This is a genomic window from Bradyrhizobium sp. AUGA SZCCT0160 (assembly GCF_018130105.1).
In the GTDB taxonomy this organism is placed as follows: domain Bacteria; phylum Pseudomonadota; class Alphaproteobacteria; order Rhizobiales; family Xanthobacteraceae; genus Bradyrhizobium.
Genome location: NZ_JAFCMD010000015.1, coordinates 166,803 through 191,384 on the forward strand (window position 1 = coordinate 166,803; position 24,582 = coordinate 191,384).

Consider the following 24,582-nt stretch of genomic DNA (forward strand, 5'->3'; position numbering starts at 1 on the left):
ACCCTTGGCGTGGCCAAAGAAAACGCTGAAAAGAAAGCTTTCCTGATGAGGAATTTCCATTTCGCCGGCCGCTCGACGGTCCATGCCCAGAACGCGATGGTGGCGACCTCGCATCCCGCCGCGGCGCTGGTGGCGGTCGACGTGATGCGCGCGGGCGGCACCGCCGCGGATGCCGCGGTCGCGGCCTGCGCGCTGCTTGGGGTCATCGAGCCGCAATCGACCGGCATCGGCGGCGATTGCTTTGCGCTCATCCAGCCCAAGGGCGAAGGTAAGATCGTCGCCTATAACGGCTCCGGCCGCGCGCCGATGGCGGCAACCGCCGAATGGTATCTGGAGCGCAAGATCAACTCGGTGCCGCTGACCTCGGCGCACGCCGTCAGCATTCCGGGCAGCATCGACGCCTGGGATACGATCCTGCGCGATCACGGCAAGATGGGCCTCGATACCCTGTTGCAGCCGGCGATCAAGGCCGCGGAAGAAGGCTACATCGTCGCCCCGCGCATCGCCTTCGACTGGAAGAACGGTTTCGAGAAACTCAAGAACGGCACCAACACCGAGCGCTATTTGCTGCCGCACGGCAAGCCCGCCTCCGCCGGTGATGTGATCCACCAGCCTGAGTTGGGCAAGACGCTGCGCGCGATCGCCAGGAATGGCCGCGACGCGTTCTATACCGGCGAGATCGCCGCGGACATGGTCGATACCCTGCGCGGCATCGGCGGCCTGCACACGCTGGAGGATTTCGCAGCCCACTCTACCGAGACGACGTCGCCGATCGGCACCATCTATAAGGGCCACGACGTCTGGCAGTGCCCGCCGAACGGCCCGGGCATCACCATGCTGGTCATGCTCAACATCCTCTCGCGCTTCGACCTGACGAAATATCCCGCGCTGAGCGTCGAGCGTTTTCATCTCGAGGCCGAGGCCGCGCGCATCGCCTACATGATGCGCGAGCAATATATCGGCGACCCCGCGCAGGTTCACGTCGATGTTGCCGGCATCCTCGCCAAGGAGTTCGCCGAAGAGCACATCAGCAAGATCCGGATGGACGGACTGCTCGATCTGCCCAACGTCGCGCCGCCGATGAATCCGTCCACCGTCTACATCACGGTGGTCGACAAGGACCGCAACGTCTGCTCGTTCATCAACTCGATCGCGCATTCGTTCGGCTCGGCGATCGTTTCCAACAACACCGGCGTGCTGCTGCAGAACCGCGCCGGCGGATTCCGGATCCAGCCCGGCCATCCCAATTGCATCGCGCCGGGCAAGCGGCCGCTGCATACGATCATCCCGAGCCTCGTGACCAAGAACGGCCGCGCGCTGATGCCGTTCGGCGTGATGGGCGGGCAGTATCAGCCGGTAGGCCAGAGCCATGTGCTGACCAACATGATCGACTATGGCTGCGACGTGCAGGAAGCGATCGATATGCCGCGGGGCCTGCACTACGAGGGCGTCTACCAGCTCGAGGACAGCGTGCCGGCTGATATCGTCGAGGGCCTGAAGAAGATCGGGCACAAGACCACCAGTGTGGTCGGCCCGCTCGGCGGCGGCCAGGCGATCTGGATCGACTGGGACAAGGGCACGCTGGTCGGCGGCTCCGATCCCCGCAAGGATGGCTGCGCGCTGGGCTATTAAACCGGCCGGGCAGGTCGCCGCCCGTCTGTCGGCCCATCTCAGGGATAACGGAACCAGACCCCCATCGCTTTCGTTAAGCGATGGGCGCGGACGTGCGCCGGTTTGACCTGCGTCAGCCCCCTGAGGTCCGTGATCAGCGTTCTCGATACCGACGACAGCGAACAGGCCGATCTGCACGGCGGACAATCGCCGTGGTTTGCGGCGGCCGCACATCCGGCGCGTCGTGAGGTCAGCGAGAATCTCAAATGCGACGCGCTGGTCGTCGGCGCGGGGATCACCGGATCGCTGGTCGCCGAACGCCTGACTCGCCAGGGCCTCGACGTCGTGATCGTCGATCGCGAGTTGCCGGGTCGCGGCAGCACCGCAGCCAGCACCTCGATGCTGCTGTGGGAAATCGACCGCTCTCTCACCGAACTGACGGACGCCTATGGCTTCGAGCGCGCGTCGCGCGCCTATCGCGCCAGCCTGAACGCGGTCACCGGCCTGAAATCGCTGGTAGCACAGCTCGGCATCGCCTGCGACATGCATGACAGGGATGCGCTTTATCTGGCGGCCGGTGACACCGGAGGTGAATTGATCGAAGAACATCGCCTGCGCCAACGCGCCGGTCTGCCCGGCGATTATCTCGACCATGCCAGGCTGCTGGAGATTTTTGGATTTGCGCGCGCAGGCGCAATTGTCTCGCCGGGCGCCGCCGATTCCGATCCCATGCAACTGGCGCGCGGGCTTCTCAACGCTTGCGTTGCGCGTAGCGCTCGTCTGTTCGATGGCGAGGCTGTGGCGTTCGATCCTGCGGGACGTTCAGTCGGTGTCACCATGGCCAATGGCCGCGAGATCGAGGCGCGTTCGGTGATACTCGCGACCGGTTATACGATGCCCGATATCGTCCGTTCGACCGTGCACGCGGTGTCGTCGAGCTGGGCGATTGCGACCACGCCGCAACCGCAGAACATCTGGAAAGACGCCGTGCTGATCTGGGAGAACAGCAAGGCTTATCACTATGCGCGCACGACGCGGGCCGGGCGGATCATCATCGGCGGCGAAGACAGCGAGGAGGTGATCGAGCCGGAGGCGCGCGACCGCCTGATCCCGGAGAAGTCCAGGATTCTCGCACAAAAGCTTGCGGCGCTATGGCCGATCGCGAACACCGAAATCGAATTCCGCTGGTCCGGCACGTTCGACACCACGCGCGACGGCCTGCCGCTGATCGGCCCGGTGCCGGGGCAAAAGGGCGTCTTTGCGGCGTACGGCTATGGCGGCAACGGCATCACGTTCAGCTATCTCGCCGCGCATTTGATCGGCGATTTGATCGCGGGCGCGACCTCGCCCTTGCTGCGCGATTTCGCGCTGGACCGGGATGGCGGACTGATCGGCTGAAGGATTGCATTGTCGGAACCCCTCTCTTCGCCACGCGTTGTCCAGTCATCAATGCATGGAGGCCGACATGGGTTTCGGTAAAGGCGCGCTTCTCTGGTTGATCGGAATTCCGCTTCCGATCATTCTACTTCTCGCACTATTCATGAATCGTTAGAGATCTTGGGCCCCGACGGACAATTCCGCAGTGAGGCTCCGGATCCACCCCATTCACTTAAGGCGCGATCGAAATGATCCAGGACTTCGCTCCGTGGATCGGAGCCTGCGCCGCCGCTCTTACTTCCCTGTCGTATATTCCGCAGGTGCAGAAGGCGTGGCCGCGCGGATCGACCGCCGATCTTTCGCTAACCATGCTGGTCGTTCTGACGTCGGGTCTGGTGTGCTGGATCGCTTACGGATTGCTGAAAGGCGACTGGGTCATTGTCGCTGCTAACGGCGTCGGCGCTGCCCTTTCGGCGAGCGTGCTCGCCTTCAAGCTCCGCGACATGAGGTCTGAAACCTAGCTCGTCCCATTTGTGAATCGCCGACAGGAACATTTGACCGTCCTGAAATGTTTAACGCGCCTCGGTTTCAAAATGTTCAATCGGGAGATGCAAATGGGGTTGTCTTCAAAAGACATCAAGACCCTGGACGATCTGTTGCTGCACGGCTTGCAGTCGCGCTCTGCAAGGGTGTCGGCGTGCAACGCGCCGAGCTGATCCTCAAAACCTGGTGCCGTTGTCTTAACAAGGAAAATTCATGGCCAAATCTTCCAGTTCCGCCGCCAACGGCAAAGCCATATCCGCCCGATCGGTAACGATTCACGATCAGAAACCCAGTCGCGGCGAGGGCGGCGAACTGCATCAGGTCGCGACAGGTGATGTGCCGGTGCTGACCACCGCCCAGGGCGGCCCGGTGTCGGACGATCAGAACTCGCTCAAGATCGGCCCCCGCGGACCAACGCTGCTCGAAGACTTCCATTTCCGCGAGAAGATCTTCCACTTCGACCACGAGCGCATTCCGGAGCGGGTGGTTCATGCCCGCGGCTACGGCGCACACGGCTTCTTCGAGAACTACAAGCCGCTTTCGAAATACACCCGTGCCGACCTGTTTCAGCGCGGCGGCGAGCGAACGCCGGCCTTTGTGCGGTTCTCGACGGTGGCGGGCGCAAAGGGCTCCTTCGATCTGGCGCGCGATGTGCGCGGGTTTGCCGTCAAGCTCTATACGCAGGAAGGCAATTGGGACATCGTCGGCAACAACATTCCGGTGTTCTTCATCCAGGACGCGATCAAGTTTCCGGACCTCGTTCATGCGGTGAAGGAAGAGCCGGACTGCGCGTTTCCACAGGCCCAATCCGCCCACGACAATTTCTGGGATTTCATCAGTCTCACCCCCGAAAGCATGCACATGATCATGTGGGTGATGTCGGACCGGGCCATTCCGCGCTCGTTCCGCTTCATGGAAGGGTTCGGCGTCCACACGTTCCGTCTCGTCAATGCGAAGCAGGAGTCGACGTTCGTCAAATTCCACTGGAAGCCCAAGCTCGGCCTGCAGTCGGTGTTGTGGAACGAGGCCGTGAAGATCAACGGCGCCGATCCGGATTTCCATCGCCGCGACCTTTGGTCCGCGATACAGGCCGGAAATTTTCCGGAATGGGAACTGCAGTTTCAGCTGTTCGATCAGGCCTTCGCGGACCGTTTCGAGTTCGATGTGCTGGATCCTACCAAGATCATTCCGGAAGAAATGCTGCCGCCGGTCCCGGTCGGACGTCTGGTGCTGGACCGGATGCCGGATAATTTCTTTGCCGAGACCGAACAGGTTGCGTTCATGACCCAGAACGTGCCGCCCGGCGTCGACTTCTCCAACGATCCCTTGCTGCAGGGACGCAATTTTTCGTATCTCGATACCCAATTGAAGCGGCTGGGCAGCCCGAACTTTACCCATATTCCGATCAACGCGCCGAAATGTCCGTTCGCTCATTTCCAGCAGGATGGTCATATGGCGATGCGCAACCCGGTCGGGCGCGTCAACTATCAGCCGAACTCGTTCGGCGAAGGCCCGCGCGAATCCCCGCAGCGCGGCTTCGTGCCGTTTGCGGACGTGGAGCAGGGCGCCAAACGCCGCCTGCGCGCGGAGAGCTTCGCCGATCATTACAGCCAGGCGCGGCAGTTCCTGATCAGCCAAACCCGCGGCGAGCAGCATCATATCGCGGCGGCGCTGACCTTCGAACTCAGCAAGGTGAAAACATCAGCTATTCGCGAACGGATGGTGTCGCATTTGCTCAACATCGACGAGACGCTGGCGGGCAGGGTCGGCACAGGGCTCGGGCTGAAAGCGATGCCCAAACCGGCCGCTGCGGCAATGCCGACGCGGCAGGACCTCGATCCGTCGTCGAAACTGAGCATCGTCGAGAACGGGCCGCAACGGTTCGAAGGCCGCAAGCTCGGTATTCTCGTCACCGACGGCACCGATGCTGCGTTGCTGAAAGCGTTGCAGAAGGCGCTCACCAAGGAAGGCGCCACGTTCGAAATCATCGCCCCGAAGGTGGGAGGAGCCAAGGCCGGCGACGGGAGCTGGATCGAGGCTGATCAGATGATCGATGGCGGTCCCTCGGTATTGTACGACGCGGTTGCACTGCTGCCGGCGGCTTCCGCAATGGACGATCTGCTGCAGGAATCCACCGCGCGGGATTTCGTCGCCGATGCGTTCGCTCATTGCAAGTTCATCGGTCACGTGGAAGCGGCAACACCGCTGTTTGCGAAAGCCGGGATCGGAAAGGCCGACATCGACGAAGGGTTCATTGCTCTGGCTTCGCCAAAGGACGTGGCAGGCTTTGTCGGCAAGCTGGGTCAATTGCGGGTTTGGGGCCGGGAGCCCGGCGTCAAGATGAAATAGCGGGGGCGATGGCGAAGCTGTCCGATCGGGTTGCAGAAGTTGCGGAAAACCGCTGATGGACCACGCCGGAATGGCGTCGATTCCGTGCGTATTTCCCGCGCCGACGGGGTGACAACATCAGGTCCGTTGCGCTAGACACGCTCCGACTTATCGAGAAAGGTAACTAGATGCGATCTTCCCGGCGCACGATCATCCAGACTGCGTTCACAGCCGTCGCGGCTGCCGTTACTTTACCTCTCGTTCCCACAATCGCATCGGCCCAGACCGCAGGAAAACCCATGACCACAGCTTCAGGTTTGCAGATCATCGACAGCACGGTCGGCACCGGCGCGTCGCCGAAACCCGGCCAGACCTGCGTCATGCACTACACCGGCTGGCTCTATGAAAATGGCCAGAAGGGCAAGAAGTTCGACTCTTCGGTCGACCGCAACGAGCCGTTCGATTTTCCGATCGGCCAGGGCCGCGTCATCAAGGGTTGGGACGAGGGTGTCGCCTCGATGAAGGTCGGCGGCAAGCGCACGCTGATCATTCCGCCCGCGCTGGGCTATGGCGCGCGCGGCGCCGGCGGCGTCATCCCGCCCAACGCCACGCTGATGTTCGACGTCGAATTGCTGGCGGTGAAGTAACCGGCCGTGATCGACGAGCGGGGCTAAGTTAATCTCAACCTCTCCGTCATGCCCGGCCATAGTGGTCTGCCTTGCGCAGACCGCGTAAACTTGTCTGCGATGCCGGGCATCCACGTCTTTACTGCGCACGAAAAAGTAAGTCGTGGATGGCCGGGCATAGGCGAGCGTAAGCGACGCCGTCCTTCAGACGGCTATGCGCGGCCATGACGATGGATAACAACAAAAAGACCGGCCCCAAAGGGCCGGTCTTTCAGTTTCACGCAATCAGCGCGATCAGAGATTCTTGTTTGCCGCGTTGGCGGCCTTGTCGAGGGCTTCCTTGGCAGCTTCCTTGGTGTCGCCCATCGCCTTCTGGCCCTTGCCTTTGACTTCCTGGATCACGCCTTCGCCCTGCAGTTGCTCAGAACCGGTGGCTTCGCCGATGCCCTGCTTGGCCTTGCCGATGGCTTCGTTGGCGGTGCCTTTAACCTTGTCTGCCGTGCTACCCATGGAACATTCCTTCTGATGTTTGTGCTTCGATAAGGCAACGCACCAATGCGCCAGCGGTTCCTCTAAACGCTGGTTTCTGTTCACGTTTTTATGTACGCTTGGCCACCGAACGATTTTACGGAAAGCAGCGCGATGTCAGGTTCTCACGACCATCCACACGATCACTCGCACGATCATTCTCACGGCGATCACTCGCACAGCCACGACGCCGATCGCTGGAAGCATGATGGCGTCCGAGTCATTCCCGGCAATCAGCTCGATCCCAACGTGCCGTCGACCGCGGGCATGGACCGCAAGGCCGCGATCAATTTCGCCCGCGTCGGCGCGCAGAAATTATGGGCGGGCACCGTGACGATCCGCCCCGACGCCAAGACCGGCGCGCATCATCACGGCCATCTCGAAAGCATCATCTATGTCGTGAAGGGCAAGGCGCGGATGCGCTGGGGCGAGCAGCTGCAATTCACTGCCGAAGCCGGGCCCGGCGATTTCATCTTTGTGCCGCCCTATGTGCCGCACCAGGAGATCAACGCCAGCCGCGACGAGGTGCTGGAATGCGTGCTGGTGCGCAGCGACGGCGAAGCGGTCGCGATCAACCTCGACATCGAGCCGATCGAAAAGCCGGAGACCGTACTGTGGGTCGACCCGGTGCACCGGGACCCTGCGGAGAAGAAATCGTAACTTCTCCCCTCGCGATAACGGTTAAACTTGTCATGCCCGGCCTCGCGCCGGGCATTTCGTATTGGTATGCCGAAGCTGGTTTGCCGAAGTCCTGCCAAGCCCCCTCATGACACCGAAAATCGGGCCGAAAAAAATTCCGGGACCGATGTCGGATCGGCCCCCGGGCATTCGTCCTCTCTCCGAACCCCTCGAAAAGGAGCCCATTCATGGCCAAAATGATCTTCGTCAACCTGCCGGTCAGCGACCTTGCCCGCGCCACTGCGTTCTACCAGGCGATCGGCGCCGTGAAGAACGAGCAGTTCTGCGACGACACGGCGTCCTGCATGGTGTTTTCCGACACCATCCACGCGATGCTGCTGACCCATGAGAAGTTCATGCAGTTCTCGCCGAAGAAGATCGCGGACGCCAAGACTTCCTGCGAGGTCCTGATCTGCGTCTCGGCCGACAGCCGGGCGGAAGTCGACGATCTCGTCGGCAAGGCGCAGAAGGCGGGCGGCGGCGTCGATCCCTGCCCGAAGCAGGATTACGGCTTCATGTACGGCCGCAGCTTTGAGGATCCCGACGGCCATATCTGGGAAGTGATGTGGATGGATGTCGCGGCCGCGAATGCGGCGCAACCGGCTGCGGCCAACGCCTAGGGCAGGGGATGCGAAGGGTGGGCAAAGGCGCAACTGCGCCGTGCCCACCATCTTTCCCAGTCACAAATGTAAATCGTGGGCACGCTTGCGCTTTGCCCACCCTACGTTGTCAGCTAATACGTGATCCGCAGCCCGACGCCGCCATGCAGTGTGTTGCCGACAGGTTGCGGGCCGGCGGTGCCGTTGGCGAAGAGGTCGGCGATCCAGCCCTTGCTGATGCGGAAGCCGAGGCGGCCGCCATATTCGAACCAGCCCTGGTTTCCGATCGTCGGCACCACGGTGCCGTTGCCGGTCACGGTGGCGACGATGCCGGATTGCGTGCCGAACGATTGCACGAAGCCGCCATTGATATTGGCCTCGACATTGTTGCCGAACAGATGCGTCCACTGGCCGCCGATCTTGACCAGGTTGGTCTTGTCGGTGCCGCCTGATATCGAGGCGTCGAACGGATTGAACGCGGCGGCGGGATCGGTATAGCCCTTCACGCGCTGCCACAATTGCCAGACTTCGACGGAGGCGGCGACCTCGTCGCGCGGCGACAGCCGGCTGATCCAGCCCGCACGGCCATAGACGCCGTAATTGTCGCCGGTGGTGTGGCTGTCCAGCGATACTGCGCCGAGGCTGGTCGCATAGGTGCGGCGATAGCGTATCTTCTCATAGGGCGTCAGGATGGCGCCGATGTCGAAGAACGGCCGCGACGATCCCCAGTCGGCGAAATCATAGCGCAGCGCGAACGCGCCGATCGGGGCTGCCGTGACGCTGTAGCCGCCTTCGCTGTAATGGGTGTAGGCGATGCCGGCCAGCAGCGACAGATTGGCAGTCAGGTTCTTGCGGCCGTGAATACCCGCCGAGAACGATCCGGCCGAGCCGAACGCGCTGACGCAATCGCCGCAATTGACCTGCTCGTTGATGCCCAAAAGCACCGTGCCGAGCACGCGGTTGGTGATCATCTGGTTGAAGCGCTGCTTGGCCAGGTCGTTGATCGATCCCGCGCTGGAATCCGCGCCGGTTGGGCTCGGCGTTGGTGTCGGCGTTGGCGACGCAATGGGAGTCGGCGACGGCGAGGGCGTTGGTGTCGGTGAATATGTGGGGGTTGGTGTTGGTGACGGCGAATACGTTGGTGACGGTGACTGCGCCGACGCGGGCGCGATCAGCATTGGCGTCAGCAAAACCCCCGCGGTCAACGCGGCCGATACAATGAAGCCCTTGATGCGGTTTGCCATCATCAGCGTCCGCACAACATGCCGCCGTCATCGACCGGCGGCGTCACCGTCGGCGAGGCGTTGGCATATTGCGTCGCGCTGCAAAGCCCCGCCGCGGCGCTGCAGGTCTTGGCGAAGGTCCATGGCGGGTTGTTGGTCTTCTTGATGGATGTCTTGCCGCCGCTCAGGGTGATGACGGCGGTATCGCCGGGACTGGTGAGCTGGACGCATTCGAAGCTGACGGTACAGACCGAGGCCTGGCCTTCCCGCAAGTTGACGACGGTCTGGCCGCGCTGCGACAGGATGTCGAGCGTGGTGCCGCGGACACCGATGGTCGCGAGCGGCGTCGTGATCTTGTAGGCGGCTTTTTCCGAATTACCGGTGACGAAGCGGAACGCGCCGGAGGTCAGGCGGATCGCGACGTCGCGGTAATGGGTCTCGTCGTCGAACACGGTGCGGTCGAGCTTGAGCGATGCGCTCGGCCCGAGCGAAAGGTTGGTGCTGTCGGACATCACCAGCCGCGCGGCGCTGTCGAGGCCGGTGCGCACGATTTCGTCGCGCAGTAATCCGTCGCCGACATTGAGCTGGCTGGTTGCCGATCCCTTAACACGGAGAACTTGATTCTTGACGACGGCGGCTTCACCGACGCGCGTTTGTGCTGAAAGCGGACTTGCCGCCAGCACCGCGATTGCACCAAGCACAAAAAGAAAAACAGAGTAGTTACGCGATTTCATTTCAAAGCCGATCGATTATCCCGATATCGTACCGGATCGCGCACGCAAATGATGTGGTAGAATTATCACAGGCGGCGCGCTACTAGCCCGGTGGTTAGTGCTGCCGGATTCCAATCGCGTTCAATGCGATGGACATAAAAATCTGTTCCGCCCACACTGAATTTTGCCGCAATTTCATTTGGTTCGTGAAGACAGTGCCAGAATCATCAACTTCTATTCCCAATCAGACGATTGCGCGCACCGCTATCATCGCGGGTACCCTGTTTTTTTTCGCGCATTTCGCGATGCTGATCGGCATCACCACGCCCGAAAAGTTCTACTTCGACGAAGTGCATTACGTGCCGGCGGCGCGGCAGATGCTTCTTCCCGTGATGCCGCAGCCGATGCTCAACCCGATGCATCCGCCGCTGGCCAAGCAATTCATCGCGCTGTCGATCCACACCTTCGGCGACGTGCCGCTGGGCTGGCGCTATCCGGCGGTGCTGTCCGGCGCACTCGCCATCGTCGCGGTCTATCTGTGCGGCCTCGCATTGTTTGCGGCGCAAGGGCCGGCCATCGCCGCGAGCCTGCTCGCCTTTTTCAATCAGATGCTGTTCGTGCAATCGCGGATCGCGATGCTGGATATTTTCGCACTGACTTTCAGCCTGTTCGCCATCGCCGCGTTCATGTACGGCTTCCGGCAGCAGCGGCCGCATTTGTGGTTCGCATTGACCGGGCTATGCTCCGGTTTTGCGATCGGCTGCAAATGGAGCGGGCTGTTCGTGCTCGCGGTCTGCGTGGTCATCGTGGCGGTGATCGGCCTGTTGCAAAGCTGGCGTACGCAATTTGCCGACGGCAATGAAGATGACTGGTACCGGCCCGACCTGTGGCCCGATTTCAAGGCCTGGCATCTCGCGACGTGCTTCCTGCTGATGCCGGCGCTGGCCTATCTCTCGACCTTCGTCCCGCTCTACGGCCTGTCGGTCCCTGATATCATCGAGGCGCAACGGCGGATCTTCAGCGACAACACGACGACCGCGATCGCGGGCCACACCTATATGAGTTCGTGGCCGTCCTGGCCGTTCTTGGTGCGCCCGGTCTGGTATCTGTTCGACAAGGTCGGCGACGACAGGATCTCGGCCGTGGTCTTTCTCGGCAATCCCCTGATCCTGTGGCCGGCGCTGATCGCGCTATTGGTTTGCCTGCGTGACTGGATCGTGACGCGGCGAGCGGATGCGTTTCTGGTGCTGGCTTTCTATGTCGGCCCGTATCTCGCCTGGGCGTTGCTGCCGCGAACGCTCGGCTTCATCTATTATTATCTGCCGGCCGCGACCACCGCGAGCTTCGTGCTGGTCTATGCGCTCCGCCGCGGCGGCACGCCACGCTGGCTGCTATGGGGCTTTGTCGCGGTCGGAGCGGCGGGCTTCGCCGCGATGCTGCCGATCTCGGCCGCGTTCGTGGAAACATCGATGGCGACGTTCAACCGCCTGATGATTTTCCAGAACTGGATATAGAGCGGGATAGGCTTGGGTTGAAGCGAGCCCGCTCGCACTTTCTCGCGTCATCCCCGGGATGAACGCAATTGCGTTCACCCGTAGGTGCGCGCTCTTGCGCGCCTCGAAGGATGAGAAGCGCCCGCGGCCCATCCTTCGAGGCTCGCCCAGCGGTGCAAGTGCACCGCAAGGCTCGCACCTCAGGATGACGTGTGCGGATGAGACAAACGAAATCCGCCTGCCGTTTCCGGCAGGCGGATCAAATCGCATCACGTCACTTCGACGCGGTCTTGGTATCCATGTTGACGACCTGGACGCGGCGGTTGACCGGGTCCATCGGCGCGTTCGGATCCTTCGGCTTGGTCTCGCCGTAGCCGACGGTCACGAGGTCGGAGGCGTTGAGGCCGTATTGCTCGGTGAGAAACTTCTTGATCGTATCGGCGCGGCGCTCGGAGAGGTCCTGGTTGTATCCGTCGCTGCCGACCGCGTCGGTATGACCGGCAACCACGAAGGTCGAACCCTTCAGGCTGGCGTCCGAAAGCGCCTTGCCGAGTTCCTGCACCGCCGACATCGAACTCTTGCTGATGTCGGCCGAATTGTAGTCGAAGCGGATTTCGAGATCGATCTTCGGCTTGGTCGCGGCGAGTTCGGCAATTTCCTGGCGCTCGCCGAGCGAGAGCGACCGGGTTTTGCGATTGCGCAGCGTGTCGACGAAGCTGGCTTCCTTGGCCTGGGCGGCGGTGTTGACCTGCGGGCCGAGCGAGAGGCTGCGGGTCGCCGACGTCGGCTTCAGCGCGTTCAGGATCTTGTCTGCCGAGACGGTCTCGCCGGCAAACGCCACGCCCGCCGTCATCGACAGCGCGGCGCCGAATGTCAGGATGGAAAATCCATTAAAGCGGGTCATTGTCGTCTTCCTTACTGTTACGCCTGCCATATTGGCTGGTTGGCGGTTTGATGCTGCGAAGATAAGACAGGTTCAAATAGGCTAATGTGATCTAGGTCACGTAGAAAGCGGCCAGTTTCCGTTGATATGGGGTCGCTTCGCTACTCTGTGTGATCTAGATCACTGTGTTCCCTGCAACGCCTGGAAAGGGCGCTTGCGAGCCGCACGCCATTATCCAAAGGGCAATTGCCTCGTGTTGCAGGTATCAGCGAACCCGCGCCGCCTCCCGGCTTCTTCTTTGCTGTTTGCTGGTCGCAATGCCGTCGCGCCAGCGCCGATCTGCGAACAACAAATCGGCATGATGGGTACCTAGCAAGATTCTCCACGAAGAGAATCCCAAAAAAAATCAGAAGAAAAGGTTTGGGCAAGCAAGAGCAGGCGGGCGGGTGTTTCAGTCGGTAAAGCGTCAACGTGAGTATCAAAATTATCGTAACGTTCCACCGGAGCCCACGGGCTCGGCAAGTTCGATGCCGACCTTGATCGGCGCGGCGCTGATCGCGGCGGCGATCCTGCTGTCGACGTTCATCAACGCGCTTGGCACCCGCTATACCGCCTTCGAAGGTCCGACCGAAGAGAGCGCGTGGCTGGTCGATCGTCTGACCGGCAGCGTCTACAAATGCCGCGCCCCGGACCATGGCAAGGCGTCCTGCGAGGCGGATATCGCAACCGGTAGCGTCCCGGACCGGCGGAAACGCTGATTTCGCTCCCAGATCCGGGACTTCTCCAATGAGCGAATCCGACTACATTGCCGGGCGATGCCCCGCGCGACAAAACCCCACCCCCTGACCAAGACCGAGGCCCGGCGAATCTGGCTGCGTGCCCAGCGGCTCGATACGCCTGACCCGTTCGGCGAGGGGCCAGCGGCCACTGCCGCCGCGGTGGAACATCTCGGCTATGTGCAGATCGACACCATCAACGTGATCGAGCGCTGCCACCACCACATTCTCTTCAGCCGCATTCCCAATTATCGCCGCGCGGACCTGCGGCAGGCCCAGAGCGTCGACAAGAGCGTGTTCGAATACTGGACCCATGCGCTGTCCTATGTGCCGTCGAAAGATTTTCGCTTCTTCGTGCCGGGCATGAAGCTGCACAAGCGCGAGGGCCATAAATGGTTCGCGTCCGTCAGTCCCGCCGACACCCGCAAGGTGATGCGGCTGCTCAAACGCGATGGCGCACTGACCATCCGCGACATCGAGGACGACGTGCTGACCGAGAAGGAGCATCTGTGGGCGAGCCGCAAGCCGTCCAAACGCGCGCTGCAGCTGGCGTTCTATACCGGCGCGGTCACGATCTCTGAACGCACCGGCATGCTGAAGACATATGAGCTGATGACGCGGCATTTCGGCTGGGACAGACCGCCGAAGCCGGCATCGAACCTGGAGACGACCTCCTATCTGCTCGACCGCGCCTTGCGCGCGCAGGGACTCGTCAGCCTCGATTCGATCTGCCATCTCGATGCGCCGAACAAGGCCGCGGTCCGCCGCCTGATCGAGGCGCGGGTCCGCCGCAAGGAGATGGTGGCGATAGAACTCGAAGGCGCGGGCAAGCAGGAACATTGGGCGCGGGCAGAGACGCTGGAGCAGCCCGCGGGCGAGGGCGATGGCGGCCTGGTGCATATCCTCTCGCCGTTCGATCCCCTGATCATCCAGCGCAAGCGCACCGAACTGTTCTTCGATTACGGCCATCGTTTCGAGGCCTATGTACCGAAGGAAAAGCGCCTGTTCGGTTATTTCGCGCTGCCGGTCCTGGTCGGCGAAGACATCGTAGCCGCGATCGATCTGAAGACCGACCGCAAGGAAAAGAAATTGCTGATGCAGAAATGGAACTGGGTCGGCAAGGGTGCCGCGAAGGCTCCGCGCAAGGAGCTCAAGCGCCGCATCGAGGAAGAGCTGCATCGCTTCGAGCGGTTTCAACTGGCGGAGTAGGGCGCCCGCGCGAAGTAAGCCCGTAGCCCGGATGAGCGCAGCGCAATCCGGGAAACTCTCTGGGTTTGCGAGCGGCCCCGGATTTCGCTGCGCTTCATCCGGGCTACATCTATTTCGTCGCCCCGGCCTTGAGCACAGATGCGCAATTGCGCATCGGGGGGCCCATACGCCGCGGCCATTGTAAGGGGCACGCTGTCACGGCTTTCGCAAAACGGCCATCGGTGGCTATGGGCCCCGGCTCAAGGCCGGGGCGACGGGAGATTTGGACCCTTAATAACTCATCAACTCACGAACTGGTGTTCACTGACGAATATTGACATTCGTCAGTGAACACTCAATAATCTTCATCAGCATGTAGCCGATGGAGAAACCGATGTTCGCCCGTTCCATTTTTTCCAGCTATTACAGGCTCTTGACCGGAGCGATGCTGGCGTTGGCGGTGTTTTCGTTGACCGGCTGCAATGAAAAGGCGGCTGAAAAGGCCGCTCCCGGGCGTCCGGTTCTGGTCGCCACCGTGCATTATGAGGCGGAAACGCCGGAACGCAGTTTTGTTGGCACCATCAGGCCCCGGATCGAGACCGATATGGGTTTCCGGGTCCCGGGCAAGGTCGCAAAGCGCCTCGTGGAGGTCGGCCAGACCGTTGATGTCGGCCAGCCGCTCGCCACCCTCGATGAAGTCGATCTGAAGCTGCAGGCCGAGCAGTCCGAAGCGGAATACCGCGCCGCGACCGGCGTGCTGGCGCAGGCCTCCGCGTCCGAACAGCGCGCCAAGGATCTCCGCGCCAAGGGCTGGACCACGGACGCGCAAATGGATCAGAGCCGCGCCGCCGCCGATGAGGCCCGCGCGCGCTTCTATCGTGCCGAGCGCTCGGTCGAGCTGACCAAGAACTCGCTCTCTTATGCGACGCTGGTCGCAGATACCCGCGGCGTCGTCACCGCGACTCTCATCGACGCCGGCCAGGTCGTCGCCTCCGGCCAGACCGCGGTTCGTGTCGCGCGCTTTGCCGAAAAGGAAGCCGTGGTCGCGATCCCTGAGACTCTGGTTGGCCGCGCCAAGGATGGCGCCGCCTCGGTCACGCTGTGGTCGGACGCCAACAAGAAATACGTCGCAAAGCTGCGCGAGATCGCGCCGACGGCGGATCCGGCAACGCGCACCTATCTGGCAAAGTTCTCGCTGCCCGGCGCCGGCGACAGCGTGTCGCTCGGCATGACCGCAACGCTGACGCTGTCCGATCCCGCCACCGAGAACGTCGCGAAGCTGCCGCTGTCGGCGCTGTACAGCCAGGGCGGCAATCCCTCGCTCTACATCGTGGACGATGCCGGCGCCGTGACGCTGAAGCCGGTCGTCGTGAAATCCTACGAGAGCAATTCCGTCGTCATCACCGGCGGCGTGCCTGAAGGCGCCAAGGTTGTCGCGCTCGGCGTGCAGAAGCTCGATCCGGCCCAGAAGGTGCGGGTCGTCTCGTCGCTGTCGTTCTGATCCGCGGTCGGTAACAACGGAATACGTTGGAGAGTGAGATGAAGCGCTTCAATCTGTCGGGCTGGGCGGTAAGCCATCCGACGCTGATCCTGTTCCTGATGATCGCGCTGGGTGTGGCCGGCTTCTTCTCCTACGAGCGGCTTGGCCGCGCTGAGGATCCGTTCTTCACCGTGAAGGTGGTCAACGTCTCCGCGATCTGGCCGGGCGCCACGGCGCAGGAGATGCAGACCCAGGTCGCCGATCCCATCGAGAAGAAGCTGCAGGAGCTGCCTTACTTCGAGAAGGTGCAGACCTATTCGAAGCCCGCGTTCACCGCGATGCAGGTCACGTTCAAGGATTCGACGCCGCCGGCGCAAGTGCCGTATCTGTTCTATTTGCTACGCAAGAAGCTCGCCGACGTGCAGGGCCAGTTGCCGGCGGGCCTGCTCGGCCCCAACGTCAATGACGAGTTCAGCGACGTCGATTCCATCCTCTATATGATGACCGGCGACGGCGCCGACTATGCGCAGCTGAAGAAGGCGGCCGAAGGCATGCGCCAGCGGCTGCTGAAGGTGCCCGGCGTCACCAAGGTCAATCTCTACGGCGCCCAGGACGAGCGCATCTTCGTCGAGTTCTCGCACGCCAAGCTGGCGACGATCGGCGTCACACCGCAGGCGCTGTTCGATTCGCTGGCCAAGCAGAACAACGTCACGCCGGCCGGCACGGTGGAAACCTCCTCGCAGCGCGTGCCGCTGCGCGTCACCGGCGCGCTCGACGGCGCCAAGGCGGTCGCCGAGACGCCGGTCGAGAGCAACGGCCGGATTTTCCGCCTGGGCGATATCGCCACCGTCACCCACGGCTTCGTCGATCCGCCGACCTTCAAGGCGCGCCAGGAAGGCAAGCCCGCGCTCGGTATCGGCGTGGTCACCGCCAAGGGCGCCAACATCCTCGAACTCGGCAAGGAAGTCGAGAACGCGACCAATGACTTCATGAAGGCGGTGCCGCAGGGCATCAATGTCGAGCAGATCGCCGACCAGCCCAAGGTGGTCGAGCGCGCCGTCGGCGAGTTCGTGCACTCCTTCGTCGAGGCGCTGGCGATCGTGCTGTTCGTCTCGTTCCTGGCGCTTGGCTGGCGAACCGGCATCGTGGTGGCGATGTCGGTGCCGCTGGTGCTGGCGATCGTCTTCATCGTCATGAACGCGATGTCGATCGATCTGCACCGTATTACATTGGGCGCGCTGATCATCGCGCTCGGCCTGCTCGTCGACGACGCCATCATCGCGGTCGAGATGATGGTGGTGAAGATGGAGCAGGGCTGGGACCGCGTCCGCGCGGCGTCCTTTGCCTGGGAATCTACTGCGTTTCCGATGCTCACGGGGACGCTGGTCACGGCCGCTGGCTTCCTCCCCATCGGCTTTGCCAATTCCGCGGTCGGCGAATATGCCGGCGGCATCTTCTGGATCGTGGCGATTTCGCTGGTGGCGTCCTGGTTCGTCGCCGTGATCTTCACGCCCTATATCGGCGTCAAGCTGCTGCCGAACATCAAGGTCCACCACAACCACGATCCGCATGCGGTCTATGAGACCCGCGTCTATCGCATCCTGCGCAGCATGGTGCAGTGGTGCGTCGACCATCGTATCAAGGTGGTGGTGGCAACCGTCGCCGTGTTCGCGCTCTCGATTGTCGGCTTCGGCAACGTCCAGCAGCAGTTCTTCCCGCTGTCGGAGCGCCCCGAACTGTTCCTGCAGCTGCGCCTGCCCGAAGGCACCGCCTTCAACGTCACCGAGAAGTCGGTGAAGAAGGCCGAGGCGCTGCTCAAGGACGACAAGGACATCGCGACCTACACCTCCTATGTCGGCCAGGGTTCGCCGCGGTTCTGGCTCGGCCTCAACCCGCAGCTGCCGAACGAGGCCTTCGCGGAAATCGTGATCGTCTCCAAGGACGTCGACGCCCGCGAGCGCATCAAGGCGCGGCTGGAGAAGGCGGTCGCCGGCGGCGACCTCTCCGAGGCGCGCGTGCGCATCGACCGCTTCAATTTCGGTCCGCCGGTCGGCTTCCCGGTCCAGTTCCGCGTGATCGGCCCCGACCCCAACAAGGTCCGCGACATCGCCTATCAGGTGCGCGACGTGATGCGGCAGAATCCGAATGCGCTGGAGCCGCAGCTCGACTGGAACGAGCAGTCGCCCTACCTCAAGCTCGTGGTCGATCAGGACCGTGCCCGTGCGCTGGGTCTTACCCCGCAGGACGTCTCGCAGGCGCTCAGCATGCTGATCTCTGGTGCGCCGGTCACGACCATCCGCGACGGCATCGAGAAGGTCGGCGTGGTCGCCCGCGCCGTGCCCTCCGAGCGGCTCGATCTCGGCCATGTCGGCGACCTCACCGTGACGTCACGTAATGGGGTAGCCGTGCCGCTGCAGCAAATTGCAAAGATCGAATACGCCCATGAGGAGCCGATCCTGTGGCGGCGTAACCGCGACATGGCGATCACCGTGCGCACCGACGTCGCCGACGGCGTGCAGGCGCCCGACGTGACCAATCAGATCTGGCCGAAGCTGAGCCAAATCCGCGACAGCCTCGAGCCGGCCTACCGGATCGAGCCGGGCGGCGCATTCGAGGAATCCGCCAAGGGCAACGCCTCGATCGCCGTGCTGTTTCCGCTGATGGCGCTTGTCATGCTGACGCTGCTGATGATTCAGCTGCAGAGCTTCTCGCGCCTGATCCTGGTGTTCCTGACGGCGCCGCTCGGCATCGTCGGCGCCTCGCTCGGCCTCAACATCGCGGGCCAGCCGTTCGGCTTCGTGGCGCTGCTCGGGCTGATCGCGCTGGCCGGCATGATCATGCGCAACGCGGTCATTCTGGTCGACCAGATCGAGACCGACGTCTCCCATGGCATGACGCGCAAGGAAGCCATCGTCGAAGCCACCGTGCGGCGGGCTCGCCCCGTGATCCTGACGGCGCTGGCCGCCATCCTGGCCATGATTCCGCTGTCGCGTTCGGCCTTCTGGGGACCGATGGCGATCACCATCATGGGCGGTTTGTTCGTTGCAACCTTCCTGACCTTGCTGTACCTGCCGGGCCTCTACGCGCTCTGGTTCCGCAAGAGCCTGGAAGAAAGCGGCCAAACCAAGCAGCCCGATCTTGCGCCGCAACATGCCGCCAAGGAGCTGAGCACGTCTCCACTCGCATTTCCGCTTGCCGACGCGGCGGAATAATTGAACATTGGTTCTGACATGACGCTGATTGCTGAACACATCGAAACTGACACGCGGGAACGGATTCTCGTGGTGGCGGAGCGTCTGTTCCGGCAGATCGGCTACCAGAAGACGACGGTGGCCGACATCGCCAAAGAACTGCGGATGAGCCCGGCCAACGTCTATCGCTTCTTCGATTCGAAGAAGGCGATCCACGAAGGCGTCGCCCGCGCCCTGATGGGCGAGGTCGAGGTCGAGGCGCAGCGGATCGCGGACCGGCCCGGTCCGGCCGCGCCCCGGTTGCGCGAACTGATGAAAACCGTCCACCGCATGAATTCGGAACGCTATGTCGGCGATTCCAAGTTGCACGAGATGGTCGCGATCGCGATGGAGGAGGACTGGGAGGTCTGCAACGCCCATATCATGTTGATCACCCAGACGATGGGCAGCGTGATTGCGCAGGGCGTGGCGACCGGCGAATTCGAGGTCGATGATCTGGAGCAAGCGGCGTTGTGCTGCTGCACCGGTATGATCCGCTTCTTCCACCCGCAAATGATCGCCCAATGCGCCAACAAGCCGGGGCCGACCATCGACCGGATGATCGATTTCATCCTCGCCAGCATGGCTCCGCGCAAGGCGCAATAGCTCCGAGCCCGGGTTGCTTCGGGCGCGCATGCGCCATGCCCACCATTGTTACTTCAATAAAGCTGGTGGGCGCGCTACGCTTTGCCGCCCCTGCGATTGAAGGAAACACCGGAAAATGGACGCCAAGAGCCCCAAAGACCTGCATTTTTACGAGCCTGCCAAGGGCCACGGCCTCAAGCACGATCCCTTCAACGCCATCATCGCGCCGCGCCCGATCGGGTGGATTTCGTCGCGCGATACCGAGGGCAACGTCAATCTGGCGCCCTACAGCTTCTTCAACGCGTTCTGCTACAAGCCGCCGATCATCGGCTTCTCCTCCACCAACTGGAAGGACAGCGCCGCCAACATCCAGGAGACCAAGGAGTTCGTCTGGAATCTCGCGACCATGGACCTGGCGCAGCAGATGAACGCCACCGCGGCCCACGTCGCCCGCGACGTCAGCGAGTTCAACATCGCCGGCCTCACGGCGGTACCCGGCAAGCTCGTCAACGTGCCCCGCGTCGCCGAAAGTCCGGTCGCGTTCGAATGCCGCCTGACGCAGATCATCCAGTTGCAGGGCGCCAATGGCGACAAGGCGCAGGCCTGGCTGACGCTCGGCGAAGTCGTCGCCGTCCACATCGACAAGGCCATGATCAAGGACGGCGTCTACCAGACCGCGCTGGCCCGCCCGATCGTGCGCGCCGGCCGCAGCGGCGACTATTTCGAGATCAAGCCGGAAAACATGTTCGAGATGGTGCGGCCGGATTGATCGTCTCGTCCGGCGCTCACGGGGCCGGGACGAGCGAAGGCCCTGCGCCCAAGTAATACAGCTCCGTCCCGACCCTGCCTTCTAGCGCCATCGCTTGCCTTGTCGTAACGATCGAAGACGTGGCGCACCCGAAGCCAGACCCGCCCTTATCGGGCACTCGTTTTAGCCACGTGCTCCGGCCTATTTGGCTCTAAGCGCTCTGAGTGCCGCAATAGCTTCAGCCGCAGGTTCTCGCGCGTGAGGCTCGCGAGACATCCAGAACCGATATTTGCGCGGCTCGCGGCGTTTGAGGATCGGCCAGGTAAACGCCATCGCGCGGGTGATATTGCCATCAATATCAACGAGCCAAATCCGACCGAGGCTCAACGGTATCGGTGTTTCCTCTATGCGCTTCCATTTGCTGGGACTGGGTTCAACGGCCCTTCGAAATCGCTTGAAAAGCATTGGCTTCCCCTCGTTTTCCCGCGCCTATACTAATAGCCAAAACCCGGCCGTCCAGCGGCGCCTTCGGGAATTACGGTGACGGACCGCGGCCGCTCTACCGGGGCGCAGATCCTACGTGGGTGCTCTCGGCACAGGCGGATTGGGCGGCTCCCGGTAGATAGGCCCGTGCGACCAGTCTACACTGTTAGACCAGCGCCGAACGCCAGCAAAGGTACAGGGTGGATTGAGCACAACGGGTCCGCGCGAAGCGCGGCCCGATGACAGGCTCCGGCGTAATCCGCCGCTTGCGGCTCGAACGTCGATGACCGTGATGTCGAACGATCGTCACCGCCTGCGATTGACGCGTAAAGATTTCGACCAGGATATGCGCTGCGGTAGGCGCTCGAGCCTCTATCGATGGGCCGGATTCAGCGATAAGATGCGCCTGCTTTCTTGGTAAGGAGGCAGCATGGACCGGCGGAAATTTATAGCCTTTGTCGGTGCTGCGGCGTCAGCGTGCCCATTTATGGCATGGGCACAGCAACCATTCCTGCCGGTGATTGGATTTCTGGGCAGCGAATCTCCCGCCGTATCTGAGAGCGCTCTGCGCAGTTTCCGCCGCGGCCTAGGCGAACTCGGCTACACCGAGGGCCAGAACGTACGTGTAGAATATCGTTGGGCTGAGGGTCAGAATAACCGGTTGCCTACCTTGGCGGCCGAGCTGGTCCATCGTGAAGTGAGCGTGATTGTCGCTCCAGCCACAACTCCCGGGGCATTGGCCGCAAAGGCGGCGACATCAACAATTCCAATCGTCATCTTCACAGCCGGCGACCCGGTTGCACTTGGACTAGTTGCAAGCCTGAACAAACCGGGGGGCAACGTAACCGGCACGACTTCGTTAGCTGGCGAACTTGCCCCGAAGCGGTTGGAATTAATGCACGAGTTGATCCCTACGGCGACTGCCATGGCTCTCTTAATTAACCCGACCAATCCTGCCCTTATGGCCTCTACCACGAGAGAGGTCCAAGCTGCGGCCGATATCCTTGGATTACAATTGCACATCCTAAGTGCCGGCACAGAACCTGAGTTCGATGCGGTCTTTGAAAAAATGGCTCAACTTCGGGCAAATGCGCTCGTGATCGCCGTTGATTCATTCTTCACCGGACGAAGGCAGCAACTTGCTACATTGGCGTTGCGCCATCGGGTGCCGGCGATCTATCAGTATCGCGATTTCGCGGAAGCTGGCGGCGTTTTGAGCTACGGTGGAAATCTGACGGAGGGGTTTCGTTTGGTCGGTCTCTATGCCGGCCGTATTCTTAAGGGCGAAAAGCCGGCTGACCTGCCCGTCCAGCAGACCACGAGGGCCGAATTGATAATCAATCTAAAAACCGCAAAGGTGCTAGGCTTGAACATACCACTGGCGCTGATCGGACGTGCCGACGAGGTGATCGAATAGCCCGTCGGGTGGATTACGTCTTCCGCTCGATCAGCCCTACGAGTTCTTGACCCGCGTGAGTGCTCAGTCGCGTTCGAGGATCTTGGCGCCCGGGTAGACCTGGCGGGCGTAGGCAACGACCAGCGAGCGGTGCTGTGTCTCCAGGAACGGAGTCCGGATCTGACACGACCCGACGATGAGGTGCCACAAGCCGTTGATCTTCTCGATGATGACGTCCATGGCAGTGCTTCCCTTCCTGCTTGCAGGTTTGTGGTCGTTACTCCGCCCAGCGCTCAGTTTCGAACGGCATAGCGCCGTCGAACGACAGCCAATCGCAGAGAGACGGATCGGACCATTGCACAGACGTTCATCAGTGCCTTACATTCGTTTGGGACGATGATACTTAGGTTTATGATTGATCCGGGCTCGTCGCTGCTTCACCGGTGGTGCGGTGCGCGCTCATCATTGCTGCGTGGTTCTGCGCTTTCCCGCGACAAATTGACCCGACGGGCAAATCAATTCTGGTTTGCAGAAATCATGTCAAGCCCAAAATTTCTGGAAACCGAAAATATTTCGCTTTCCTTCGACCCCAAATCACCGGTTCATTCTTGGCCATCCCGTCCCACTCAGAGCAATTGTGCTGAAGTAAACCGGCGATCGGCCGGCCTCAAGGCTGGCGCGGGGCGCGCCCCCGCCTTCGGCGGCTTACGGCCTTGACCCCGTCCGCTCTGCGGTTTGTTGGCTTGGCATGCGCTCGGTCGAGGACCGAGCGCGGTGAGGTGCGCTCGCTCAGTTCAGTGCGTGACGGCTGGGATCCCATTTCTGCCGGCGTGCGATCATGGTGTTGAGGATAATGATCAGCTTGCGCATGCAGGCGATGAGCGCAACCTTTGGCTCTTTTCCCTTGGCAATGAGACGCTGATAGAAGGCCTTGAGCACCGGGTTGTTCTGCGTGGCAGCGCCGAGACAAGGCATGTAGATGGCGTTGCGGACCCATCGGCGACCGCCCTTGATGTGGCGCTCGCCGCGCCGTTTGCCGCTATCGTCGTCATAAGGGGCGGCACCCAATAACGCAGCGGCGATCTGCTTGCTCACCGTTCCGAGTTCCGGCATGCCTGCAATGAGGGTCGCCGATGCCCAAACTCCGGCGTGGCCTTGACCTTGGCGGAGATTGCAGCCTCTAGCCTGGTAATTTCGGTGGCTAGGCTCTTCAAGACGCGGGCATGGGCAATCGCCTCCGGTGCAGCATGTTCGTTTTGCGTTTTCAGCCGCGTCTGCAGGTCGAGCAGATGTTTGCGGGCTTTCACCAGTGCCACCAACGCCTCATGCGCGGCATCGTAGATCTGGCCCGGCGCCGCGCTAAACGTCTCGGCAAACCAGGCGATCGTATCGTTCTTGGCTAGCCGTCCGGCCGACAGCGCGAAGCTGCGGACCCGCTTGGGGTCGACAATCCGCACCTCGATGCCGGCCCGGCGCAGCACCCTGGCCCAGTCCCGCTCATAGCCGCCGCTCGCCTCCATGACTGCCTTGCTCACCTTGTGCTTGTGAAGCCAGGCAATGATCTTGCGGTGACCTTGTGCGGTGTTTGGAAAGGCGTGCCGCTGCGATAGCGTGCGAATGCACGCATCCACCTTGTCTTTAGCCACATCGATGCCGACGACAATCTGATCATTCTGTGCCATCATCCATTCCCTTCCTTGCGCGGTACGGGCTCGAAGCCCTTGCAACTGTTCGGGTTGAGGAAGACACCGGAACTGTCCCTCGCTCTGAGACAGGCTCAGTCACCTTGGGGGCGTACGGGCTCAGTTCCAGCAACGGGCGGTTGGTCGGCAACCGCCCGTTCGCACATTCTGCCAGACTTTCTGGACACAAGGGGCGTTGGCCATCGTCACGACGAGGGGCGGGTCGCGGTGGACGTAACAGTTGCGATTGACGGTCGCGGCTGAAGCGTACGGCGAAAGCGTGTGGTCCTGGCGCCCGTAACGGCGTCAAGCCTTAAGGGAGCTAACGCTTCCGAGGGGCGACGGTGGCAATAGAGGCCGTCTCACCGGGGAGAGCGCGTCATAAGCCGTAAAGCCATTGCGCAGGGAATGC

22 protein-coding genes are annotated in these 24,582 nt (G+C 62.0%); 15 read left to right on the plus strand and 7 right to left on the minus strand.

Going from position 1 to position 24,582, the window contains the following annotated elements; all coding sequences use genetic code 11:
- Window positions 1–45: 45 nt before the first annotated feature.
- From ggt to JQ558_RS23625, 5 genes are all read left to right on the plus strand, one after another.
- Entirely contained in the window at window positions 46–1,632 is a 1,587-nt protein-coding gene (ggt, locus tag JQ558_RS23605; RefSeq protein ID WP_212295355.1) for a gamma-glutamyltransferase, read from the plus strand.
- 129 nt (window positions 1,633–1,761) lie between these two features.
- Entirely contained in the window at window positions 1,762–3,009 is a 1,248-nt protein-coding gene (locus tag JQ558_RS23610; protein ID WP_312015019.1) for an FAD-dependent oxidoreductase, read from the plus strand.
- 227 nt (window positions 3,010–3,236) lie between these two features.
- A complete protein-coding gene (locus JQ558_RS23615) occupies window positions 3,237–3,509 on the plus strand; it encodes a SemiSWEET family sugar transporter (protein WP_212209179.1) in 273 nt (90 codons plus the stop codon).
- Between the two features lie 235 nt (window positions 3,510–3,744).
- The gene (locus JQ558_RS23620) at window positions 3,745–5,880 is read left to right on the plus strand and encodes a catalase (RefSeq protein WP_212295356.1); all 2,136 of its coding nucleotides are present in this window, start codon (window positions 3,745–3,747) and stop codon (window positions 5,878–5,880) included.
- Between the two features lie 167 nt (window positions 5,881–6,047).
- On the plus strand, window positions 6,048–6,506 hold the full coding sequence (locus tag JQ558_RS23625) for an FKBP-type peptidyl-prolyl cis-trans isomerase (protein ID WP_212209181.1): 459 nt from the start codon (window positions 6,048–6,050) through the stop codon (window positions 6,504–6,506).
- Window positions 6,507–6,779: 273 nt separating this feature from the next.
- Here JQ558_RS23625 and JQ558_RS23630 read toward each other — a convergent pair whose 3' ends face one another.
- Window positions 6,780–6,995, minus strand: a complete 216-nt coding sequence (locus JQ558_RS23630; RefSeq protein WP_212273832.1) for a CsbD family protein — start codon at window positions 6,993–6,995, stop codon at window positions 6,780–6,782.
- 132 nt (window positions 6,996–7,127) lie between these two features.
- On the opposite strand from JQ558_RS23630, the gene JQ558_RS23635 reads away from it, so the two are divergent.
- Window positions 7,128–7,673: a cupin domain-containing protein gene (locus JQ558_RS23635; protein ID WP_212209183.1), complete on the plus strand. Its 546-nt coding sequence runs from the start codon at window positions 7,128–7,130 to the stop codon at window positions 7,671–7,673.
- Window positions 7,674–7,879: 206 nt separating this feature from the next.
- Complete coding sequence (locus tag JQ558_RS23640; protein WP_212295357.1) at window positions 7,880–8,311, plus strand: VOC family protein; 432 nt, start codon at window positions 7,880–7,882, stop codon at window positions 8,309–8,311.
- A 113-nt stretch (window positions 8,312–8,424) separates the two neighbouring features.
- Here JQ558_RS23640 and JQ558_RS23645 read toward each other — a convergent pair whose 3' ends face one another.
- Together JQ558_RS23645 and JQ558_RS23650 are read right to left on the minus strand one after the other, a co-directional pair.
- Complete coding sequence (locus JQ558_RS23645; protein WP_212273831.1) at window positions 8,425–9,534, minus strand: hypothetical protein; 1,110 nt, start codon at window positions 9,532–9,534, stop codon at window positions 8,425–8,427.
- A 2-nt stretch (window positions 9,535–9,536) separates the two neighbouring features.
- Window positions 9,537–10,247: a FecR domain-containing protein gene (locus tag JQ558_RS23650; protein ID WP_212209185.1), complete on the minus strand. Its 711-nt coding sequence runs from the start codon at window positions 10,245–10,247 to the stop codon at window positions 9,537–9,539.
- A gap of 215 nt (window positions 10,248–10,462) precedes the next feature.
- Here JQ558_RS23650 and JQ558_RS23655 point away from each other — a divergent pair, with 215 nt between their 5' ends.
- Window positions 10,463–11,740, plus strand: a complete 1,278-nt coding sequence (locus JQ558_RS23655; protein ID WP_409410567.1) for a phospholipid carrier-dependent glycosyltransferase — start codon at window positions 10,463–10,465, stop codon at window positions 11,738–11,740.
- 253 nt (window positions 11,741–11,993) lie between these two features.
- Here the strand turns inward: JQ558_RS23655 and JQ558_RS23660 are convergent, their stop codons facing one another.
- A complete protein-coding gene (locus JQ558_RS23660) occupies window positions 11,994–12,623 on the minus strand; it encodes an OmpA family protein (protein WP_212295359.1) in 630 nt (209 codons plus the stop codon).
- 506 nt (window positions 12,624–13,129) lie between these two features.
- On the opposite strand from JQ558_RS23660, the gene JQ558_RS23665 reads away from it, so the two are divergent.
- From JQ558_RS23665 to JQ558_RS23695, 7 genes are all read left to right on the plus strand, one after another.
- The gene (locus JQ558_RS23665) at window positions 13,130–13,360 is read left to right on the plus strand and encodes a hypothetical protein (RefSeq protein ID WP_212209189.1); all 231 of its coding nucleotides are present in this window, start codon (window positions 13,130–13,132) and stop codon (window positions 13,358–13,360) included.
- Between the two features lie 57 nt (window positions 13,361–13,417).
- Window positions 13,418–14,587, plus strand: a complete 1,170-nt coding sequence (locus JQ558_RS23670) for a winged helix-turn-helix domain-containing protein (protein WP_212295360.1) — start codon at window positions 13,418–13,420, stop codon at window positions 14,585–14,587.
- 373 nt (window positions 14,588–14,960) lie between these two features.
- Window positions 14,961–16,067 carry an efflux RND transporter periplasmic adaptor subunit gene (locus tag JQ558_RS23675; protein ID WP_212209191.1) on the plus strand — a complete coding sequence of 369 codons (1,107 nt, stop codon included), beginning with the start codon at window positions 14,961–14,963 and terminating at the stop codon, window positions 16,065–16,067.
- A gap of 38 nt (window positions 16,068–16,105) precedes the next feature.
- A complete protein-coding gene (locus tag JQ558_RS23680; protein ID WP_212209192.1) occupies window positions 16,106–19,258 on the plus strand; it encodes an efflux RND transporter permease subunit in 3,153 nt (1,050 codons plus the stop codon).
- Window positions 19,259–19,276: 18 nt separating this feature from the next.
- A complete protein-coding gene (locus tag JQ558_RS23685; protein WP_212273944.1) occupies window positions 19,277–19,882 on the plus strand; it encodes a TetR/AcrR family transcriptional regulator in 606 nt (201 codons plus the stop codon).
- Window positions 19,883–19,997: 115 nt separating this feature from the next.
- Window positions 19,998–20,630, plus strand: a complete 633-nt coding sequence (locus JQ558_RS23690) for a flavin reductase family protein (RefSeq protein ID WP_212295361.1) — start codon at window positions 19,998–20,000, stop codon at window positions 20,628–20,630.
- 892 nt (window positions 20,631–21,522) lie between these two features.
- Entirely contained in the window at window positions 21,523–22,509 is a 987-nt protein-coding gene (locus JQ558_RS23695; RefSeq protein WP_212209194.1) for an ABC transporter substrate-binding protein, read from the plus strand.
- 63 nt (window positions 22,510–22,572) lie between these two features.
- Here JQ558_RS23695 and JQ558_RS23700 read toward each other — a convergent pair whose 3' ends face one another.
- The 3 genes from JQ558_RS23700 to JQ558_RS23705 all read right to left on the minus strand — a co-directional run bounded on the left by JQ558_RS23700 (window position 22,573) and on the right by JQ558_RS23705 (window position 24,170).
- Complete coding sequence (locus tag JQ558_RS23700; RefSeq protein ID WP_211997741.1) at window positions 22,573–22,728, minus strand: hypothetical protein; 156 nt, start codon at window positions 22,726–22,728, stop codon at window positions 22,573–22,575.
- A 549-nt stretch (window positions 22,729–23,277) separates the two neighbouring features.
- A complete protein-coding gene (locus tag JQ558_RS37375; RefSeq protein WP_312015021.1) occupies window positions 23,278–23,583 on the minus strand; it encodes a transposase in 306 nt (101 codons plus the stop codon).
- On the minus strand, window positions 23,580–24,170 hold the full coding sequence (locus JQ558_RS23705) for a transposase (RefSeq protein ID WP_249142597.1): 591 nt from the start codon (window positions 24,168–24,170) through the stop codon (window positions 23,580–23,582). Before JQ558_RS23705 ends, JQ558_RS37375 begins: the two co-directional genes overlap by 4 nt.
- Window positions 24,171–24,582 lie beyond the last annotated feature (412 nt).

Excerpts from the sequence above, each read along its gene's own strand:
- JQ558_RS23695 (WP_212209194.1), top strand. The coding sequence starts at position 21,523 with ATGGACCGGCGGAAATTTATAGCCTTTGTCGGTGCTGCGGCGTCAGCG.
- JQ558_RS23615 (WP_212209179.1), top strand. The coding sequence starts at position 3,237 with ATGATCCAGGACTTCGCTCCGTGGATCGGAGCCTGCGCCGCCGCTCTT.
- JQ558_RS23635 (WP_212209183.1), top strand. The coding sequence starts at position 7,128 with ATGTCAGGTTCTCACGACCATCCACACGATCACTCGCACGATCATTCT.
- JQ558_RS23685 (WP_212273944.1), top strand. The coding sequence starts at position 19,277 with ATGACGCTGATTGCTGAACACATCGAAACTGACACGCGGGAACGGATT.
- JQ558_RS23640 (WP_212295357.1), top strand. The coding sequence starts at position 7,880 with ATGGCCAAAATGATCTTCGTCAACCTGCCGGTCAGCGACCTTGCCCGC.
- JQ558_RS23660 (WP_212295359.1), bottom strand. The coding sequence starts at position 12,623 with ATGACCCGCTTTAATGGATTTTCCATCCTGACATTCGGCGCCGCGCTG.
- JQ558_RS23680 (WP_212209192.1), top strand. The coding sequence starts at position 16,106 with ATGAAGCGCTTCAATCTGTCGGGCTGGGCGGTAAGCCATCCGACGCTG.
- JQ558_RS23690 (WP_212295361.1), top strand. The coding sequence starts at position 19,998 with ATGGACGCCAAGAGCCCCAAAGACCTGCATTTTTACGAGCCTGCCAAG.
- JQ558_RS23670 (WP_212295360.1), top strand. The coding sequence starts at position 13,418 with ATGCCCCGCGCGACAAAACCCCACCCCCTGACCAAGACCGAGGCCCGG.
- JQ558_RS23705 (WP_249142597.1), bottom strand. The coding sequence starts at position 24,170 with ATGGCACAGAATGATCAGATTGTCGTCGGCATCGATGTGGCTAAAGAC.
- JQ558_RS23650 (WP_212209185.1), bottom strand. The coding sequence starts at position 10,247 with ATGAAATCGCGTAACTACTCTGTTTTTCTTTTTGTGCTTGGTGCAATC.
- ggt (WP_212295355.1), top strand. The coding sequence starts at position 46 with ATGAGGAATTTCCATTTCGCCGGCCGCTCGACGGTCCATGCCCAGAAC.
- JQ558_RS23675 (WP_212209191.1), top strand. The coding sequence starts at position 14,961 with ATGTTCGCCCGTTCCATTTTTTCCAGCTATTACAGGCTCTTGACCGGA.
- JQ558_RS23700 (WP_211997741.1), bottom strand. The coding sequence starts at position 22,728 with ATGGACGTCATCATCGAGAAGATCAACGGCTTGTGGCACCTCATCGTC.
- JQ558_RS23645 (WP_212273831.1), bottom strand. The coding sequence starts at position 9,534 with ATGGCAAACCGCATCAAGGGCTTCATTGTATCGGCCGCGTTGACCGCG.
- JQ558_RS23620 (WP_212295356.1), top strand. The coding sequence starts at position 3,745 with ATGGCCAAATCTTCCAGTTCCGCCGCCAACGGCAAAGCCATATCCGCC.
- JQ558_RS23625 (WP_212209181.1), top strand. The coding sequence starts at position 6,048 with ATGCGATCTTCCCGGCGCACGATCATCCAGACTGCGTTCACAGCCGTC.
- JQ558_RS23665 (WP_212209189.1), top strand. The coding sequence starts at position 13,130 with ATGCCGACCTTGATCGGCGCGGCGCTGATCGCGGCGGCGATCCTGCTG.
- JQ558_RS23630 (WP_212273832.1), bottom strand. The coding sequence starts at position 6,995 with ATGGGTAGCACGGCAGACAAGGTTAAAGGCACCGCCAACGAAGCCATC.